A 16,476-nucleotide genomic window follows, 5' to 3' on the forward strand; every position below is an offset into this window, starting at 1 on the left:
ATGGTTTGAGCATTGCCGAATACCGAAAAGTCAATGTAGCGTGAGATTGAAACTGTCCAAAAAACGTCCGCATCCTCTTTTGACCCTTAACCCCAGAGTGACGCAGAACGTTGAGGCCATAGATAAGGCCGAAGGGGGGCGCGGTGCGATTAGCTAGATCCAAACAGCTAGATCGTTCGGATTTGGGCCGAGAAAGCAACGATCTAGTCGTTGAGAACTAGTCAATCGGGAAGCGGCGGGCCGGCCGGTCTAGCGCGGCACTGCAGACTTCGGATTCCCGCGGAAGCACCATGCCGTAGCGACTCCGAAGAGGGCGGCGGCTGTGGCGACAAAGAGAATGACCACCTCGTGCGCGTGGGTGTACGCAGGAGAGGCGAGCGGGTTGGTGGTGGGGTTGAACATGGCGTCCATGCCGGCGCTAGCAAGCTCGGGCGGCAGGTTGGACGCGTAGACGGCAGGCAAAATGGAGCCAGTGATGGCGACGGTAATGAGTGTGCCGAACTCGTAAGAGACTTCCTCAACGCCGGCGGCCATGCCGGAGCGCTCCAGCGGGGCAGCACCGATGATGGCGATGGAGGACACCGACATGATGAAGCTCGAGCCCGCACCCAGGATAAGAAAGCCGGCGAGGAAGAGCGGGAAACTGTCCGATTGGGATCCCCACCAGGACATGACGGCACCGAGGGCGTTGGCGAGAAAGCCGGAGCCAATGATGCTGAGGAACCCGATCCGATCGAGCAACGCCCCGCCTGCAATGGAGAACGGGAATGCCACCAGTGCGACTGCGGCGATGGAGAGGCCGGCGTGGAAGGGGGAGAAGCCGTCGACAAGCTGAAGGCGTTGGGTGGAAGTCATCTCCATGCCGATGAGAACGAACATGCCGCCCGTCGCTGCGAGGACGCCGCCGGCGAAGATGCGGCTGCGGAAGATGTCGAAGGTGAGAAGGGGGTCGTCGAGACGCTTCTGCCGCTGATGGAAAGCGACAGCTCCAACGACTGTTGCGATCACAGCACCGATGAGAAGCGCGTTTCCGGACCCGGTGCGGGTGGCTTCCTTGATGGTCATGGTCAGGCCCGACAACGCCAACAGGGCGTAGGCCGAGCTGATGAAGTCCCAATGTTTGGCGGGGTTGGCCTTATTCGGCGGGCCGAGGAGGACTGTACCGGCGAGTGCAACGGCGACGATGGGGACATTGATGAGGAAGACGGAGCCCCACCAGAAGAACTCGAGCAGGAGACCGCCGACAAGCGGGCCGGCAGCTGCGCCGATGATTGCTGTCGACGCCCAGATGCCGATGGCGACGTTGCGCTCGTGCTCCTCGATGAAGATCTGGTTGATCAACGCCAGTGTTGCCGGCATCATCGCAGCAGCCCCGGTGCCGAGCACCGCACGCGCCGCGACAAGCGCCCACGCGGAGGGGGCGAATGCGGCAGCGAGCGAGGCGAGACCGAAGATGACTAGGCCGATGAGGAACATTCTTTTGTGGCCGATCTTGTCGCCAAGCGTGCCCGTCCCCAGCAACAGTCCGGTGATGAGAAGGGGATAGGCGTTGATGATCCACAGCGATTCCAGCGGAGTGGCGCCGAGCTGCGCGTTCAGCGCTGGAAGCGCGGTGTACAGGATCGAGTTATCCAGCGCGACCATGACCAAGCCGAGGGAGATGACCGTGAAAAACGGCCAACTACTTGCGGTGGGGACACGATCGCGGGACACCCGGTTAACCTACCCCGCGAAACCGCGTCGGGCAAGTCGAGCCCCGAACCACCCGGAGCTTGTGGGCGCTTTGTCCAGTTCTACTGCAACAGCAGTTAGCCTGGATATGACCCTGACTGTTCGCAGTTTCGCAGATTCGCAGTTTCGCAGCAGAGACGTTAAGACGCTAAGGAGACTCCCATGGCTGGATTGCGCCGCCGCAGTATGGCGCTCATCGTTGCCGCACCCGCACTCGCATTGGCGGCCACGCCGTTGGCGCACGCTCACGACTCAGTGGTCGGCGCGACACCGGGCATTGAGGAAACGGTGACGGAGTTCCCCGAGGAATTGACGCTCGAGTTTTCCGGGAATCCGAAACCGGACTTCAACACTTTCGCGCTGTCGCGCATCTCCGACGACGAGGTACTGTTCAGCGGCGAGCCTGAGATAGACGGCCGCAACGTGAGCATCGATGTGCCGGACGGTCTGAACCCAGAGCCGGGCGACTACCGGATCGGCTTCCAGATCACGTCCTCCGACGGGCACGCGACAAAGGGCATGACTTCGTTCACCTATGCCCCCGACGGAATGCAGGCTGCCCAGGAAACCGAAGACGCGACCGTGCACCAGGAGGACTCTTCTGAAGTGGGGTCTGACGAGACATCGCAGAACTCCGATGAGGTGACCGACGGGGGCTACACCTGGCTGTGGCTACTCATGGGTGTCCTGCTGCTCGGTGGTGTGGGCATTGCTGCGATGGGCAAGCGCCAACAACATAAGAAAGCGGATAAGCGGATCCGCGACTTGGACTACAACGAAGCAAAAGAAGGCAACCAGTACAACCGCTCCGGCCACACCGGAGCCGGCTACACGGCAGGGGAAGGCACCCAGGGAGCCGGCACCGCCGAGCGTGAAACCGACGGAGAAGACGGTGTAGATCCGCGCAACTAGCAGGTCTGTGATCGGCCCGGGGTAAGATCGCACACGCGAAGCACCAAGACCAGTGCCAGCGGCCAGGTATGCCGCCGGTGCGCGAGCGCAAAGGAGCGCTGAAACAGATATGTCGAGCGGGATGTCCCCAGCCCCAGCTTTCGAGCCTTTCGAGGTTCCTGCCGGTACCCCGGTCGGGGCGGCAATGCGGGAGTTGAACCTACCGAATAAGGGTGAAGACGCCATTGTGGTCGTCCAGGATGAGGAAGGCACTCTCAAGGACCTTTCCCATGTGCCCGAGGAAACTGCAACCTTCATGCCGGTAGCGGCTAACACGGAACTGGGTCGCAGCGTCATCCGCCACTCCTGCGCGCACGTGCTGGCGCAGGCTGTCCAGGAGGAATTCCCCGACGCGAAGTTGGGTATCGGCCCCGCGATTAACGACGGCTTCTACTACGACTTCGACGTTAAGGAGCCGTTCACTCCTGAGGATCTGAAGACGCTGGAAAAGCGGATGAAGAAGATCATCAAACAGGGCCAGAAATTCGTCCGTGGTGTCTACGCCTCGACCGAGGAAGCAGCGGAAGACCTGAAGAACGAGCCGTACAAGCTTGAACTGATCCAGGACAAGGGCTCGGTCGATCCGAATTCTGACGAGGCCACTGAAGTTGGTGCCGGTGACCTGACCCACTACGACAACGTCAACCCGCGTACCGACGAGGTCGTCTGGCACGACCTGTGCCGCGGCCCCCACGTGCCCACCACGAAGTACATTCCAGCCTTTGCGTTGACCCGTTCGTCGGCAGCCTATTGGCGCGGCGACCAGTCCAACGCCGGTCTGCAGCGCATCTACGGCACTGCCTGGGAAACCAAGGAGAAGCTCGAGGAGTACCAGCACATGCTGGAGGAGGCGGAGAAGCGCGACCACCGCCGCCTCGGTGCCGAGATGGATCTGTTCTCCTTCCCGGACGAGGTCGGCTCCGGTCTGCCGGTCTTCCACCCGGACGGCGGCATTGTGCGCATGGAGATGGAAAACCACTCCCGCAAGCGCCACCTGGAGGCGGGCTACTCGTTTGTCAACACCCCGCACGTGACCAAGGGTGACCTGTTCCAGCAGTCTGGTCACCTGGACTGGTACGCCGACGGCATGTTCCCGCCAATGCAGCTCGACGGTGAGTGGGATGAGGACGGCAACTGCGTCAAGCAACCGGTGGACTACTACGCCAAGCCGATGAACTGCCCGTTCCACAACCTCATCTTCGACTCCCGCGGGCGGTCCTACCGCGAGCTGCCGCTGCGCCTATTCGAGTTCGGCACCGTCTACCGCTATGAGAAGTCCGGCGTGGTGCACGGCCTGACCCGTGCCCGCGGCTTCACGCAGGACGACGCGCACATCTACTGCACTGAGGACCAGCTGGAGCAAGAGCTGACTGACGTCCTCGGGTTCATCATTTCCCTGCTGCAGGACTACGGCCTGGATGACTTCTACCTGGAGCTTTCGACGAAGGATTCGGAGAAGTACATCGGCGACGACGACATCTGGGAGCGTTCGACGAACATCCTGGAGTCCGTGGCTACCAAGTCGGGCCTAGAGCTGGTGCCGGACCCGGCGGGTGCTGCCTTCTACGGTCCGAAGATTTCGGTGCAGGCGCGCGATGCGATCGGCCGCACCTGGCAGATGTCCACCGTTCAGCTGGACTTCAACCTGCCGGACCGCTTCAACTTGGAGTACACGAGCTCCGATGGCACCAAGCAGCGCCCGGTGATGATTCACCGCGCCCTGTTCGGTTCTATCGAGCGCTTCTTCGGCGTGCTCCTAGAGCACTACGCCGGCGCGTTCCCCGCCTGGTTGGCACCGCGCCAGGTGGTGGGCATCCCGGTGGCAGACGAGTTCGCGCCGCACTTGGATGCCGTCACTGACAAGCTGCGTAAACGCGGCATTCGCGCGAGTGTGGACCACTCGGATGACCGCATGCAGAAGAAGATCCGCAACCACACCACCGGCAAGGTGCCGTTCATGCTGCTCGCCGGCGCGCGCGATGTGGAGGCGGACGCGGTGAGCTTCCGTTTCCTCGACGGCAGCCAGGTCAACGGTGTGCCCGTGGATGAGGCGATCGAGCTGATCAGCCAGTGGGTAGACAGCCACAACAATGAGCAGCCGAACGAGGTGTCCATTGAGGCACAGCGACAATAACGGCCAAGCGTACGTCGACCAGGGCGTGGGCGAGCCGGACCGGCTCACGCGCCTGTGGGCACCGTACCGCTCGAACTACATCTCGAAGATCCCTGGCCAGCAGAAGCGACACGAAGACCCCTTCCTAGCTGCCCCGGAGGAATCGGATGAGGACGGGCTGATCATCGCCCGCGGGGAGACGGTGTACGCGCTGCTCAACCTGTACCCGTACAACGCCGGGCACCTCATGGTCGTGCCGTACCGCAAGATTGCGGATCTTGAGGAGCTGTCGGAAGAGGAGACGGCGGAGATGGCTGTCTTCGCCAAGTTGGCGGTGCGCACCCTTAAGCGCGTGTCCCAGCCGGAGGCGATCAATGTCGGACTCAACCTAGGCAAGGCCTCCGGTGGTTCGGTCGGTGACCACCTGCATCTCCATGTCGTACCTCGGTGGGCAGGGGACTCGAATTTCATGACCGTCATCGGTGGCACCAAAGTGTTGCCGCAGCTGCTCAAGGACACGCGCGCACTGCTTGCGGAGGCGTGGGCCGAAATCTGCGATGAGGACGCCCGTGCTTAGTGTGCATGGGAGGAAGACGGCGGCGCCGGTGGCTGAGCCCGTCGCAAAGCTTCTTCTGCGCATGGGCCTGAGTCCCAACGCCGTGACGCTGCTGGGAACGCTTGCCGCGATCGCCGTCACCGTCGTGCTCATTCCTGCGGATCAGTTGGTGTGGGCGGCGGTACTCATCGCGTTCTTCTCCGCCTTCGACATGGTCGACGGCACGATGGCGCGTCTGCGCGGAGGCGGTACCGCGTTTGGCGCGACGTTGGACGCGAGTTGCGACAGGCTTACCGACGGCGCACTGTTCGGCGCCATCTGCCTCTGGCTCATCTACGTCGACCAGGCGCACCCGGCGCATATCGTCGTTGCCCTTACTGTCCTCGTGCTCTCGCAAACCATTAGCTACATCAAGGCGCGCGCGGAAGCGGGCGGTTTGAAAGTCGACGGTGGCTTGGTGGAACGCCCCGAGCGGCTCATCGTGTCGCTGGTCGGACTGTTCTTAGAGGGGCTTGGTGTACCGCACGCGATTGAATGCGCGCTATGGCTGCTCATGGTTGGCTCCGTGTTCACGGTGGTGCAGCGGTTGATCATAGCCTCCCGCGATCCCCGCGCGCAGCAGCGCATTGCCGCGCCCGCCGGCACTCCGGAGGCAGCCAATGTCTAAAGAGAGCATCGGCGAAAAGCTCAGCGCCGCGGGTTACATCGCCGGGTGGAAACTCGTGCGCCGCATGCCGGATCCTCTGGCAGTCGCGGTGTTCAACGCGGGTGCGGATTACGCTTCCGGCAAGGGCACGGGGCCGGAGATGCTGCGCCGCAATCTCACCAGGGTTGTGGGGGCGGAGAATGTGACGCGGGAGTTGGTGCGGGCGTCGATACGCTCGTACGCGCGCTATTGGCGCGAAGCGTTCCGCTTGCCGGCGATCGCGGGGAATGAGGCACTCATGGCGCGGCTTGACGAAGACGTCACTGGCCGCGAGTACGTCGATGCCACCCTCGCGCGCGGCAAAGGCCTCATTCTCACGCTGCCGCATTCCGGGAACTGGGACATGGCGGGCATGTGGTTCGTGCAGCGCTACGGCGGCTTCACCACCGTCGCAGAAAGGCTCAAGCCCGAAGTGCTTTTCGACGCATTCGTGGACTACCGGCAGCAACTCGGATTCAACGTTCTCGCCGCCACAGGGGAAAAGGTGCCGCCGTACCAGCAGATGAAAGAGGTACTGGCTGCCGGCGGGGTGGTGTGCCTTATGGGGGAGCGCGACATGACGCCGCGGGGTGTGCCCGTGTCCTTCTTCGGTGAGCAGGCGACGTTCCCGGCAGGCCCGGCGAAGCTCGCTTTGGAGACCGGCGCCGGGCTGCATGTGGCGCACTCATGGTTCATGGGTACGGACCGTGATCCGCGCTGGGGGCTTTCGGGCTCCCCGGGGGTGGAGGTGACCACCGTCGAGGAGACAACGCAGCGCGTGGCGGATCTTTTCGCCGCGAACATCGCCGCCCACCCCCAGGACTGGCATGCGCTGCAGCCGGTCTTTCTTGCCGACAAGAAAACCCGCAAGCCTCGCACGTACGGGGAGTGAGGCCGGAATGCGAATTGGCATGGTGTGCCCGTATTCCTTCGACCACCCCGGCGGGGTGCAGGCGCACATTCTCGACCTCGCAGAGGTGTTCATCAGCCAGGGGCACGAGGTCGCTGTGCTCGGGCCGGGGACGGACCCGTCAGAAGTGCCGGACTACGTGACGCTCGGTGGGGGCACTGTGCCGCTGAGCTACAACGGCTCGGTGGCGCGCATCGCGTTCGGGCCGAAGACCTTCCGGGTCGTGCGGGACTTCCTTCGCGCCGGGGACTTCGACGTCCTTCACCTGCATGAGCCGAACGCCCCCAGCTACTCCCTCGCCGCGCTCATCGTGGCACGCGGCCCGGTGGTGGCGACGTACCACGCGTCGGCGGTGTCATCGACCTTATTGAAACTCGCCAGGCCGTTCCTGCGGCCCGCACTGGAGAAAATCGACGCGGGGATTTCCGTCAGCGAGATGTCCCGCCGTTGGCAAGTGGAGCAGCTTGGTGGGGACCCGTTGCTCATCCCCAACGGGGTGGAGAGCGCACGGTTCCGTGACGCGCAGCGACACAGTGACAGCGGCCCAGTGAACATTGTCTTTCTTGGGCGTCTCGACGAACCCCGCAAAGGGCTGGACGTTTTCCTCGATGCGGTTGCGAGGTTGCGGGCCATGGTGAACTGCGACTTCCGCGTCACCGTCGTCGGGGGAGGCACCCACCGCGAGGTTCCCGGTGTCGACTTCGCTGGACGGGTCACCGAGGAGGAGAAAGCGCAGATCCTCGGGGAGGCGGACATCTATGTCGCACCGAACACCGGTGGGGAGTCCTTCGGCATCGTCCTCGTGGAAGCAATGGCTGCAGGGTGTGCTGTTGTTGCCAGCGGCATTGAAGCGTTCGCTGCCGTCTGCGACACAGAATCTGACACCCCAGCGGGCCTTCTCTTCCCGGTGGGGGACTCTGATGCTCTTGCCGCCACCCTTGCCGGACTCATCCAAGACCCATCGGCGCGCGTACAGCTGGCCCGCGCCGGGCAGGCCCGCGCTCTTCGCTACGACTGGGATGTCGTCTCCCGCGAGGTGATGGAAGTGTATGAAACCGTGATGGGAGGGCAATCGTGGAACCATTGATCGCGGTTGTGTGCGTGATTGTTGCTGTCCTAGCGATTGTGTCCCTGTGGGCAGTGCTCACGGCCCGCCGTCTCGACCGGCTCCACATCCGTCTCGACCGCGCGCATGACGGCTTAGGGGCAGCTCTGGACCGCCGCATGGCGGTTGTCGCCGCCCTGTGCCCGCCGCTTGCGCCTGCAGCCCGGGAGGCGGAGAGCATCGGGTTTGCCCCAGCACAGTTTCATGACCGGCTTCTGGCGGAAAGGCGCGTGCTCGACCAGCTACCCACCCTGTCGTCCCGGGTGCAGGCGGCGGAACTCGCGCGCGCCGACGAACGCGTGGGTTTAGCGCTGCGCTTGTACAACGATGCTGTGTCAGCGGCGCGCGCCGTGCGCCTCAAACCGGGGGTGAGAGCGCTGCGGTTGGCCGGTACAGCACCAATGCCGGAATTTTGCCCGCAGCCTCCGAGAGAGGTTCACTCGGGCTAAGGTGTTTGTTCATGGACTTCGTAGTACCCACCATTGATGAGATCCTGAATCTGGAGCAGCTGGACTCCGACATCTTCCGCGGCACGGGCGTATTCACCGGTCTGCAGCGCACCTACGGTGGACAGGTCGCCGCGCAGTGCTTGTCCGCGGCCACGAAAACAGTGGAGGACGACAAGATCGTTCATTCCCTGCATGGGTACTTTGTCCGGCCCGGCCAGTCCGACAAGGACACCATCTTCGTTGTTGAGCGGGTGCGTGACGGCCGCAGCTTTGCCACCCGTGTTGTGCGCGCAATCCAGGACGGCAAGGCCATCTTCCACATGGAGGCCAGCTTCCACGTCACCGACAATGACGGCATTGAGCACTCCGACACGATGCGCACCGTCCCGGACCCGGAGAACGTGGTTCCGCTGGAGCAGGTGGACGGCCCGCTGAAATTCTTCAAGCTGTGGGCGAAGGACTGGGACGTGCGCATCGTGCCCGAGGACGAGTTCGACCACAACAAGTACACGCCCAGCCAGCAAGTCGTGTGGTTCCGCTCCAAGAAGGAGCTTCCCGACGACCAAACATTCCACATCTGCACCCTGGCCTATATGTCGGACCTGACGTTGTTGCACTCCGCGCTGGTTCCGCACCGTGATGCGCATGTGCAAATGGCGTCGCTGGACCACGCGATGTGGTTCTTGCGTCCTTTCCGCGCCGACGAGTGGATGCTCTACGACCAAGTCTCACCGTCAGCGCACGCTGGCCGCGCGTTGACCCAGGGCCGCATCTTCGACCGGGAAGGCAACCTAGTAGCAATGGTTGTGCAGGAAGGGCTCACGCGGACACTGGAGGAAGGCAAACCGGCCTTCAAGTAAGTGGCTGTGGCACCCCTCCGTATACTGAACAGCCGACACTTCATCACCGCGTAGAGGGGAGAGGCACATGGCAGGCCACTCAAAGTGGGCAACCACGAAGCACAAGAAGGCGGCTAACGACGCGAAGCGCTCCAAGCTGTGGGCGAAGCTGATCAAGGACATTGAGGTCGCGGCACGCACTGGCGGTGGTGACCCGGCGGGCAACCCGACCTTGGACGACATGATCAAGAAGGCCAAGAAGGCCTCCGTTCCCGGCGACAACATTGAGCGTGCACGCAAGCGCGGTTCCGGCGAAGAAGCTGGCGGTTCCGACTGGGAAGACATCACGTACGAGGGCTACGGGCCCAACGGCGTGGCCATGTTGATTCAGTGCCTGACGGACAACCGCAACCGTGCGGCCACTGAGGTCCGCACCGCCATGACGAAGAACGGCGGCAACCTGGGAGAGTCCGGTTCTGTGGCCTACATGTTCGCCCGCAAAGGCGTGAACACCGTGACCAAGGGCGAGCTGACTGAGGACGATGTCCTTCTGGCAGTGCTTGAGGCTGGTGCCGAGGAAGTCAACGACCTGGGTGAGTCTTTCGAGGTCGTCTCCGAGGCAAGTGACCTGCACGCCGTGCGCGACGCACTGCAGGAAGCTGGCATTGAGGTCGAGGAGACCGAGCAAGACTTCCGCTCTTCGGTCGAGGTCGATCTGGATCTCGATGGCGCGAAGAAGCTGGAGAAGCTTATCGACGCGTTGGAGGACTCCGACGATGTCCAGAACGTCTACACCAACATGACGCTTTCCGACGAGGTGGCGCAAGCTCTGGCCGCAGAGTAAGCAGAGTAAGCAGAGTACGTCGGTTCCCGGTTGTGTCCACACCGTGTGGTAGAACAAATGTGTGACTCCGAAGGTCGGGGTGGACAAGGGGAGCGATGAACCTCGAAGGCCTGCGTGTGATGGGCATTGACCCGGGCTTGACCCGGTGCGGCCTGTCTGTCATTCAGGCTGGGAAGGGACGCCAGGTCATTCCTGTGGCGGTGGGTGTTGTGCGCACCCCCTCCGATGCTGAACTGGCGCACCGTCTGCTGCGTCTGTCGCAGGCGGTGGAAGAGTGGATCGACGACTACCAGCCGGACGTGATCGCCATGGAGCGCATTTTCGAACGCGGCAACGTCTCCACAGTCATGCATACCGCCCATGCGGTGGGCGTGATGGTGCTGGCGGCGGCGAAGCGCGACATCCCCGTGCACATGTACACCCCGTCCGAGGTCAAGAAGGCTGTCTCGGGAAACGGGCGCGCGGACAAGAAGCAGATGACGTCCATGATCACCCGCATCCTCGGGCTGGGCGCGCCACCGAAACCAGCCGACGCCGCTGACGCGCTAGCAATCGCTGTGTGCCATTGCTGGCGCGCCCCGTTGCTCGCGCGCGGCAACGCCGCAGCGTTGGCTTTGAACTCCACCACAGGAAAGGCGTAGTGAACCCATGATCGATTCGCTCAACGGCGAGGTCATCTCCATCGGCTTGGACCACGCGGTCATCGAATGCGCTGGGGTGGGGTACCGTTTCCTGGCCCCGCCGCCGACGCTGGCCCGTCTAGTCCGCGGGGAGACCACCCGTGTGCTGACCACTTTGGTGGTCCGCGAAGACGACATGACGCTCTACGGGTTCACTGACGATGACGCGCGCAGCATGTTTCATCGACTCACCGCAGTCTCGGGGCTCGGACCCAAACTGGCCATCGCCGCTTTGTCTGTCTTCACCCCAGGTGAGTTGGCCGCCCACATCACTTCCGGGGACGCGAAGACGATCCAGTCGATTCCGGGTGTGGGCAAGAAGATGGCTGACCGCATGGTGCTCGAGCTCAAGGACAAGCTCCAGGGGCTCTACCCGGGGGCAGCTCAATCGGAGGCGCCGCAGGGCGCTGGGGAGGTGCCGCCGATAAGCGGAAGCTCGTTCGCGACGGAGCAGGTCGTGGAAGCTCTTGTCGGACTGGGCTTCCCGGAGAAGAGCGCGCGGGCTGCTGTCGATGCTGTCGCGGCAGAGAACGACGGTGCTGAATCTTCTGTCTTGCTGCGCGCTGCGCTGAACAGATTGGGGAAGAAGTAAATGTCGGATGTGGAAAAGACTGAGTTCGAACTTCCGCCGGAGCTCGCGCGCCAGGTCAATTCGCCTATCGACGCCACTGAGCACACCGAGGAACGCGACTTCGAGAAAGCACTGCGCCCGAAGTCGATTGATGAGTTCATCGGTCAGCCGAAAGTCCGCCAGCAGCTCGGTCTCGTGCTCGAAGGCGCGAAGAAGCGCAATGTCGTTCCCGACCACATTCTGCTGTCCGGCCCGCCCGGCCTGGGTAAAACGACGATGGCGATGATTGTTGCGCAGGAGCTGGGGACGTCGCTACGCATGACGTCTGGTCCCGCGCTGGAGCGTGCGGGCGATCTGGCGGCGATGTTGTCGAACCTCATGGAAGGCGACGTGCTCTTCATCGACGAGATTCACCGCATCGCCCGGCCCGCCGAAGAAATGCTCTACATGGCAATGGAGGATTTCCGCATTGACGTCATCGTCGGCAAAGGGCCGGGAGCAACATCGATCCCGCTGGATATTCCGCCGTTCACCCTCGTGGGCGCCACCACGCGAGCGGGCATGCTCACCGGGCCGCTGCGCGACCGCTTCGGGTTCACTGCGCAGATGGAGTTCTACGACGTAGACGACTTGACCCGGGTGATCACACGTGCGGCATCGATCCTCGGGGTGGACATCGACCGCGACGCCGCGGTGGAGATCGGCTCCCGCTCGCGCGGCACACCCCGTATTGCCAACCGTCTTCTGCGCCGCGTGCGCGACTGGGCTGAGGTCAACGGCGACGGCCGCGTCACGGTCGAGGCGGCCCAACAAGCTCTCGAGGTTTTCGACGTCGACGAGCTCGGACTCGATCGCCTTGACCGGGCCGTGCTGGAGACTTTGATCAAGTCTCATGGGGGTGGCCCGGTGGGCGTGTCCACGTTGGCGATTGCGGTCGGGGAGGAACCGTCGACAGTTGAAGAGGTCTGCGAACCGTACCTTGTTCGCGCTGGGTTAATGGCGCGCACAGGACGTGGGCGTGTGGCTACTGCCTCGGCCTGGCACCACCTTGGAATGACACCGCCGCCGGAAGCGCCGGGACAGCTCCATTTGTACTGACTGAGCTATGCCACAATGAGGAGCCATGGATTTAATTCTTCTGCTTCTTGTTTTCGCCCTGTTCGCGCTGCCCATGATTGTGATGTCGCGGGTGAACCGCAAACGCATCGCTGAGGCCAAACAACTGCAGGCGTCTGCGAAGCCGGGCGATCGCATCCTCACTGTCTCCGGTTTCTACGGAGAGATTGTCGGCGGCACCGAGCAAACTGTGGAAGTGGAACTCGCCCCGGGCGCTGTCGTGACCATGGACCGCGCCGGTGTGATGAAGATTATCGACGATGAAACAGTGCAGCCGGGCGCTGAGAATGCCGGTAGTGCTGACGGTTTTAGTGCTGACGATGGTGAGCACCCCGAGGGCTACGTGGACCCGGAGCAGGATCCGCGCCCGTAGCACCCGGCCGGAACCGGCTTATTCAAATCCGGGTCCATGCCGTACGATCACCTTTTGAAGATTTTTCCCCGCCATGCCCCGGGGCCGACCATGGCTTGCGGAGCACGGCGGGGTTGACGCAGCAGGTTATGAGGAGAGCACGTACGTGACTTCGAAGACTTCCAAGAAACGATCCTCCCGCGAGGGGGGATCGAAACGGGCGTGGCCGGCACGTGCGCTGGCGCTGTTCGCGCTCATTGTCGTGGCTACCTACGCCCTAGTGTTCTTCACTGGGGATAGGACGGCTTCTCCGAAGCTGGGTATCGACCTGCAGGGAGGTACCCGTGTCACACTGGTGCCTCAGGGCGAGCAACCCACGCAGGAGCAGCTCGATCAGGCCCGCACCATTTTGGAGAACCGCGTCAACGGTATGGGCGTGTCCGACGCATCTGTTGTCGTCGACGGCAACACCTTGGTGATCACGGTCGCTGGTGAGGACACCTCCGAAGTACGCAACATCGGCCAAACCTCCCAGCTGCTGTTCCGCCCGGTCGGCCAGCAAAGCCCGATGATCGATCAGGAAGCGTTCCCGGACGTTTTCGGTGAGATGGCCAACCGCTGGGTCGAATACCGCGTACTCACCCCGGAGGAGGCGGAGACTACCGTCAAGCAGTTCGCTGACGGCATGAATGAGCAGATCGAGGCCATGAAGAAGGCTCAAGAAGAGCAGGGCGAAGAGGTCCCGGAAGGGATGGAACTGCCAGAGCCGATCGAGGCCCCGGAGATCACCGCTCAGCCGAAGCCGGAACCGGACAACACCCTCGAGGCGTCTGACTTCCGCCAGGAGACTACGGAGATGCTCCGCGAGGACCGTCAGTCTGATGACCCGACGAAGCTGCAGGCCGCCACCATCCTCATGCAGGCTCTGTGCACGCCGAAGGGCGAAGATGGCACTGTCCCGGCCGATCCGCTGGCGGGTACCGACGATCCGACCAAGCCCCTGGTGGCCTGCGATTCCAGCGGCGGCCAACCGATGCTGCTCGAGGCCGTTCCACTGCTGCAGGGCGTGGAAGATCCCGAGGGACCGCGCCTGACCGGTAGCGAGATTGACACCAACCGTCCGATCACGGGCGGGTTCAACCCGCAGACAGGCCAGATGGAGATCAACTTCGCCTTCAAACAGGACGGTGAGTTCAACGGCTCGTCCACCTGGGCTGAACTGACTGGTGCCATGGTGGGCCAACAGGTCGCCATCACGCTCGACTCGCAGGTCATCTCGGCCCCGCAGATTCAGTCGCCGACGCCAGTCGGTTCCGCGACCTCCATCACCGGGCAGTTCACCGAGGAGGAAGCTGAAACTCTGGCGAACAACCTGCGCTACGGTGCATTGCCGCTGTCGTTTGCCGGTGAGAACGGCGAACCGGGTGGAACTGCAATGACGGTTCCGCCGTCACTGGGTGTCGCCTCCCTCAACGCAGGCATCATCGCAGGTCTCGTCGGCCTGTTGCTTGTGGCCGCCTACGTTTTCTACTACTACCGCCTGTTCGGTGTGATCTCACTGTTCACCCTGTTCGCCGCTGGCGCCTTGGTGTACGGCGCCCTCGTGCTGCTGGGGCGCTGGATCGGCTACACGCTCGACCTGTCGGGTGTGGCCGGTTTGGTCATCGGTATCGGTACCACCGCCGACTCCTTCGTGGTCCTCTACGAACGCATCAAGGATGAGGTCCGCCGCGGTAGAACTTTGCGTTCTGCAACCCTCAATGGCTGGGATCGTGCGAAGGACACTATTGTCACCGGTAACATCGTCACGCTCATTGGTGCCGTGGTGATTTACATCCTCGCTGTCGGTGAGGTCAAGGGATTCGCCTTCACCATGGGTCTGACCACGATCTTCGACCTGTTGGTGACCTTCCTGGTCACTGCACCGCTGATGATTCTCGCGTCCCGCAACCCGTTCTGGGCCAAGCCGTCCGTCAACGGTATGGGCAAAGCGTTCGAGGCAGCGAAATCCAAGAATGCCAACCCGAGGAAGTCCGTGCGCCGGGCAAAGCAGCCGGCACTCGTCGGCGCCGGTGCTCCGGTGACCGCAGGAGCCAACGAGGACCTGGAAGACAGCGATCTCAAGATCGTCGAAACATCCCAGGACACGACCGGAGTCCCGGTCAGCGACTCTGATCCCAGTACCGCACCGGCCTCCATCCGCACCGATGCTACGCGCGGCAGCACGCGCTTTACCGCCGGCAACGAAGAGGAGAAGTAACCATGACTACCTCCGTCAACGCTCACGACAACGGAGCTACTACCTCCGACTCTGCTGCCACGGCGGCAAAGACCACGCAGACGAAGCAGACCACGGCCACCAAGGGTATGGAGCGCCTGTATGAGGGATCCGGTGCGATCGACTTCGTCGGCCGTTCGAAGCTGTGGTACCTGATCACCGTCGCCCTGCTGGTCATCTCGATTGCGGCCATGCTCATTCGCGGTTTCAACCTGGGCATCGACTTCGAGGGCGGCACCAAGATGACGATGCCGGCCGGCGATCTTGTGGCTGAGGAAGTGGAGGAGACCTTCGTCGACGCCACGGGTGTCACCCCGGAGCTGACCCAGATCGTCGGTGCGGGTGACGCGCGCTCGCTGGAAATCAACTCCGAGCACCTTACTCAGGAGCAGATCGACGCCGCCCGCCTGGCCATCTACGAGCAGCACCAGCCGAAGGATGCTGCCGGCGAAGCGACCCCTGACGCCATTGGCGACTCGACTGTCTCCGAATCCTGGGGTTCCACGATCACTCAGCGCATGATCCTGTCGATGGTGATCTTCCTCATCGCAGCCGCCGCGTACGTGGCTATTCGTCTGCAGCGCAATATGGCGATCGCGGCCATGCTCGCCCTGCTTATCGACGGCATTATCATCATGGGCATCTACTCGCTCTTCGGCCTGGAAGTCACCCCGGCGATGATCATCGGTCTGCTGACCGTGCTGACCTTCTCGATCTACGACACTGTCATCGTCTTTGACAAGGTCAAGGAGAACACGGAAGGTGTCTTGGACTCGCGCAGGTCGACGTACGCCGAGGAAGCGAACCTGGCGGTCAATCAGACTGTCATGCGTTCTATCTCCACCTCTGTCATCTCGGCGCTGCCGATCATCGCCCTGATGGTTGTCGCCGTGTGGATGCTCGGCGTGGGCACCCTGCAAGACTTGGCGCTCATTCAGCTCATCGGCGTTGTGGAGGGCATTTTCTCCTCCCTGTTCCTGGCTACTCCGCTGCTGGTCAGCCTGACCAACATGAAGAGCAAGTACAAGCGGCACAACCAAGCGGTGGCTGACTACCGCGCCGGCAAGAACGGTGCGGAAGACGACGATGACGACAACGCTGATGTTGCTGGTGGAAAGCCCAAGCGCACGGTGACCTCTCCGGTGACGTCGGCTTCCTACAATGAGGTCGAGACCGATGCGGCACGCACAACCACCACGACGTGGAGGCCGAGCCAGCGCTAGTGTGCTGGTTTGTAGCCTAAGTTCAAACGCTATCGAGACAATGTCCGGAAGGAAGGGGAACTGCCCGTGAGGT

At 62.7% G+C, this 16,476-nt stretch carries 16 protein-coding genes; 15 read left to right on the forward strand and 1 reads right to left on the reverse strand.

Features of this window, described 5'->3' with window-relative positions; all coding sequences use genetic code 11:
• Positions 1-249: 249 nt before the first annotated feature.
• The gene (locus tag KBX17_RS04270; RefSeq protein ID WP_256003559.1) at positions 250-1,713 is read right to left on the reverse strand and encodes an MFS transporter; all 1,464 of its coding nucleotides are present in this window, start codon (positions 1,711-1,713) and stop codon (positions 250-252) included.
• Between the two features lie 180 nt (positions 1,714-1,893).
• Between KBX17_RS04270 and KBX17_RS04275 the strand changes: the two genes are divergently transcribed.
• From KBX17_RS04275 to secF, 15 genes are all read left to right on the forward strand, one after another.
• On the forward strand, positions 1,894-2,643 hold the full coding sequence (locus tag KBX17_RS04275) for a copper resistance CopC family protein (protein WP_256003561.1): 750 nt from the start codon (positions 1,894-1,896) through the stop codon (positions 2,641-2,643).
• 121 nt (positions 2,644-2,764) lie between these two features.
• Positions 2,765-4,816 carry a threonine--tRNA ligase gene (thrS, locus tag KBX17_RS04280; protein WP_370687581.1) on the forward strand — a complete coding sequence of 684 codons (2,052 nt, stop codon included), beginning with the start codon at positions 2,765-2,767 and terminating at the stop codon, positions 4,814-4,816.
• Positions 4,773-5,372, forward strand: a complete 600-nt coding sequence (locus tag KBX17_RS04285) for an HIT domain-containing protein (protein WP_256003564.1) — start codon at positions 4,773-4,775, stop codon at positions 5,370-5,372. Before thrS ends, KBX17_RS04285 begins: the two co-directional genes overlap by 44 nt.
• Positions 5,365-6,018, forward strand: coding sequence for a phosphatidylinositol phosphate synthase (gene pgsA / locus KBX17_RS04290; protein ID WP_256018653.1), 654 nt, complete (start codon positions 5,365-5,367; stop codon positions 6,016-6,018). The genes KBX17_RS04285 and pgsA overlap by 8 nt, the downstream gene beginning before the upstream one ends.
• Complete coding sequence (locus KBX17_RS04295) at positions 6,011-6,928, forward strand: phosphatidylinositol mannoside acyltransferase (protein WP_256003567.1); 918 nt, start codon at positions 6,011-6,013, stop codon at positions 6,926-6,928. The genes pgsA and KBX17_RS04295 overlap by 8 nt, the downstream gene beginning before the upstream one ends.
• 7 nt (positions 6,929-6,935) lie before the next feature.
• A complete protein-coding gene (locus KBX17_RS04300) occupies positions 6,936-8,033 on the forward strand; it encodes a glycosyltransferase family 4 protein (protein ID WP_256003568.1) in 1,098 nt (365 codons plus the stop codon).
• A complete protein-coding gene (locus KBX17_RS04305) occupies positions 8,021-8,500 on the forward strand; it encodes a hypothetical protein (protein ID WP_256003570.1) in 480 nt (159 codons plus the stop codon). The genes KBX17_RS04300 and KBX17_RS04305 overlap by 13 nt, the downstream gene beginning before the upstream one ends.
• Positions 8,501-8,511: 11 nt before the next feature.
• The gene (gene tesB / locus KBX17_RS04310; RefSeq protein ID WP_005289909.1) at positions 8,512-9,360 is read left to right on the forward strand and encodes an acyl-CoA thioesterase II; all 849 of its coding nucleotides are present in this window, start codon (positions 8,512-8,514) and stop codon (positions 9,358-9,360) included.
• A gap of 67 nt (positions 9,361-9,427) precedes the next feature.
• Positions 9,428-10,183: a YebC/PmpR family DNA-binding transcriptional regulator gene (locus KBX17_RS04315; RefSeq protein WP_256003572.1), complete on the forward strand. Its 756-nt coding sequence runs from the start codon at positions 9,428-9,430 to the stop codon at positions 10,181-10,183.
• 95 nt (positions 10,184-10,278) lie between these two features.
• A complete protein-coding gene (ruvC, locus tag KBX17_RS04320) occupies positions 10,279-10,824 on the forward strand; it encodes a crossover junction endodeoxyribonuclease RuvC (protein WP_005289914.1) in 546 nt (181 codons plus the stop codon).
• Between the two features lie 7 nt (positions 10,825-10,831).
• Positions 10,832-11,455: a Holliday junction branch migration protein RuvA gene (gene ruvA, locus KBX17_RS04325; protein WP_256003579.1), complete on the forward strand. Its 624-nt coding sequence runs from the start codon at positions 10,832-10,834 to the stop codon at positions 11,453-11,455.
• Positions 11,456-12,532 (forward strand): Holliday junction branch migration DNA helicase RuvB, encoded by a 1,077-nt coding sequence (ruvB, locus tag KBX17_RS04330; RefSeq protein ID WP_005289918.1) that lies wholly within the window; start codon positions 11,456-11,458, stop codon positions 12,530-12,532.
• A 25-nt stretch (positions 12,533-12,557) separates the two neighbouring features.
• A complete protein-coding gene (gene yajC / locus KBX17_RS04335; protein ID WP_005289919.1) occupies positions 12,558-12,923 on the forward strand; it encodes a preprotein translocase subunit YajC in 366 nt (121 codons plus the stop codon).
• Positions 12,924-12,996: 73 nt separating this feature from the next.
• Positions 12,997-15,162, forward strand: a complete 2,166-nt coding sequence (secD, locus tag KBX17_RS04340; protein WP_255997548.1) for a protein translocase subunit SecD — start codon at positions 12,997-12,999, stop codon at positions 15,160-15,162.
• A 2-nt stretch (positions 15,163-15,164) separates the two neighbouring features.
• On the forward strand, positions 15,165-16,403 hold the full coding sequence (gene secF / locus KBX17_RS04345; RefSeq protein ID WP_370686995.1) for a protein translocase subunit SecF: 1,239 nt from the start codon (positions 15,165-15,167) through the stop codon (positions 16,401-16,403).
• Positions 16,404-16,476 lie beyond the last annotated feature (73 nt).

The organism is Corynebacterium sp. CCUG 65737, assembly GCF_024454115.1.
GTDB classification, from domain to species: Bacteria; Actinomycetota; Actinomycetes; order Mycobacteriales; family Mycobacteriaceae; genus Corynebacterium; species Corynebacterium genitalium.

What these genes read in the sequence shown, in the direction of transcription:
- KBX17_RS04275 (WP_256003561.1), top strand. Translation starts at nt 1,894, where the DNA reads ATGGCTGGATTGCGCCGCCGCAGTATGGCGCTCATCGTTGCCGCACCC.
- thrS (WP_370687581.1), top strand. Translation starts at nt 2,765, where the DNA reads ATGTCCCCAGCCCCAGCTTTCGAGCCTTTCGAGGTTCCTGCCGGTACC.
- KBX17_RS04285 (WP_256003564.1), top strand. Translation starts at nt 4,773, where the DNA reads ATGAGCAGCCGAACGAGGTGTCCATTGAGGCACAGCGACAATAACGGC.
- KBX17_RS04295 (WP_256003567.1), top strand. Translation starts at nt 6,011, where the DNA reads ATGTCTAAAGAGAGCATCGGCGAAAAGCTCAGCGCCGCGGGTTACATC.
- KBX17_RS04300 (WP_256003568.1), top strand. Translation starts at nt 6,936, where the DNA reads ATGCGAATTGGCATGGTGTGCCCGTATTCCTTCGACCACCCCGGCGGG.
- tesB (WP_005289909.1), top strand. Translation starts at nt 8,512, where the DNA reads ATGGACTTCGTAGTACCCACCATTGATGAGATCCTGAATCTGGAGCAG.
- KBX17_RS04315 (WP_256003572.1), top strand. Translation starts at nt 9,428, where the DNA reads ATGGCAGGCCACTCAAAGTGGGCAACCACGAAGCACAAGAAGGCGGCT.
- ruvC (WP_005289914.1), top strand. Translation starts at nt 10,279, where the DNA reads ATGAACCTCGAAGGCCTGCGTGTGATGGGCATTGACCCGGGCTTGACC.
- ruvA (WP_256003579.1), top strand. Translation starts at nt 10,832, where the DNA reads ATGATCGATTCGCTCAACGGCGAGGTCATCTCCATCGGCTTGGACCAC.
- ruvB (WP_005289918.1), top strand. Translation starts at nt 11,456, where the DNA reads ATGTCGGATGTGGAAAAGACTGAGTTCGAACTTCCGCCGGAGCTCGCG.
- yajC (WP_005289919.1), top strand. Translation starts at nt 12,558, where the DNA reads ATGGATTTAATTCTTCTGCTTCTTGTTTTCGCCCTGTTCGCGCTGCCC.
- secD (WP_255997548.1), top strand. Translation starts at nt 12,997, where the DNA reads ATGCCCCGGGGCCGACCATGGCTTGCGGAGCACGGCGGGGTTGACGCA.
- secF (WP_370686995.1), top strand. Translation starts at nt 15,165, where the DNA reads ATGACTACCTCCGTCAACGCTCACGACAACGGAGCTACTACCTCCGAC.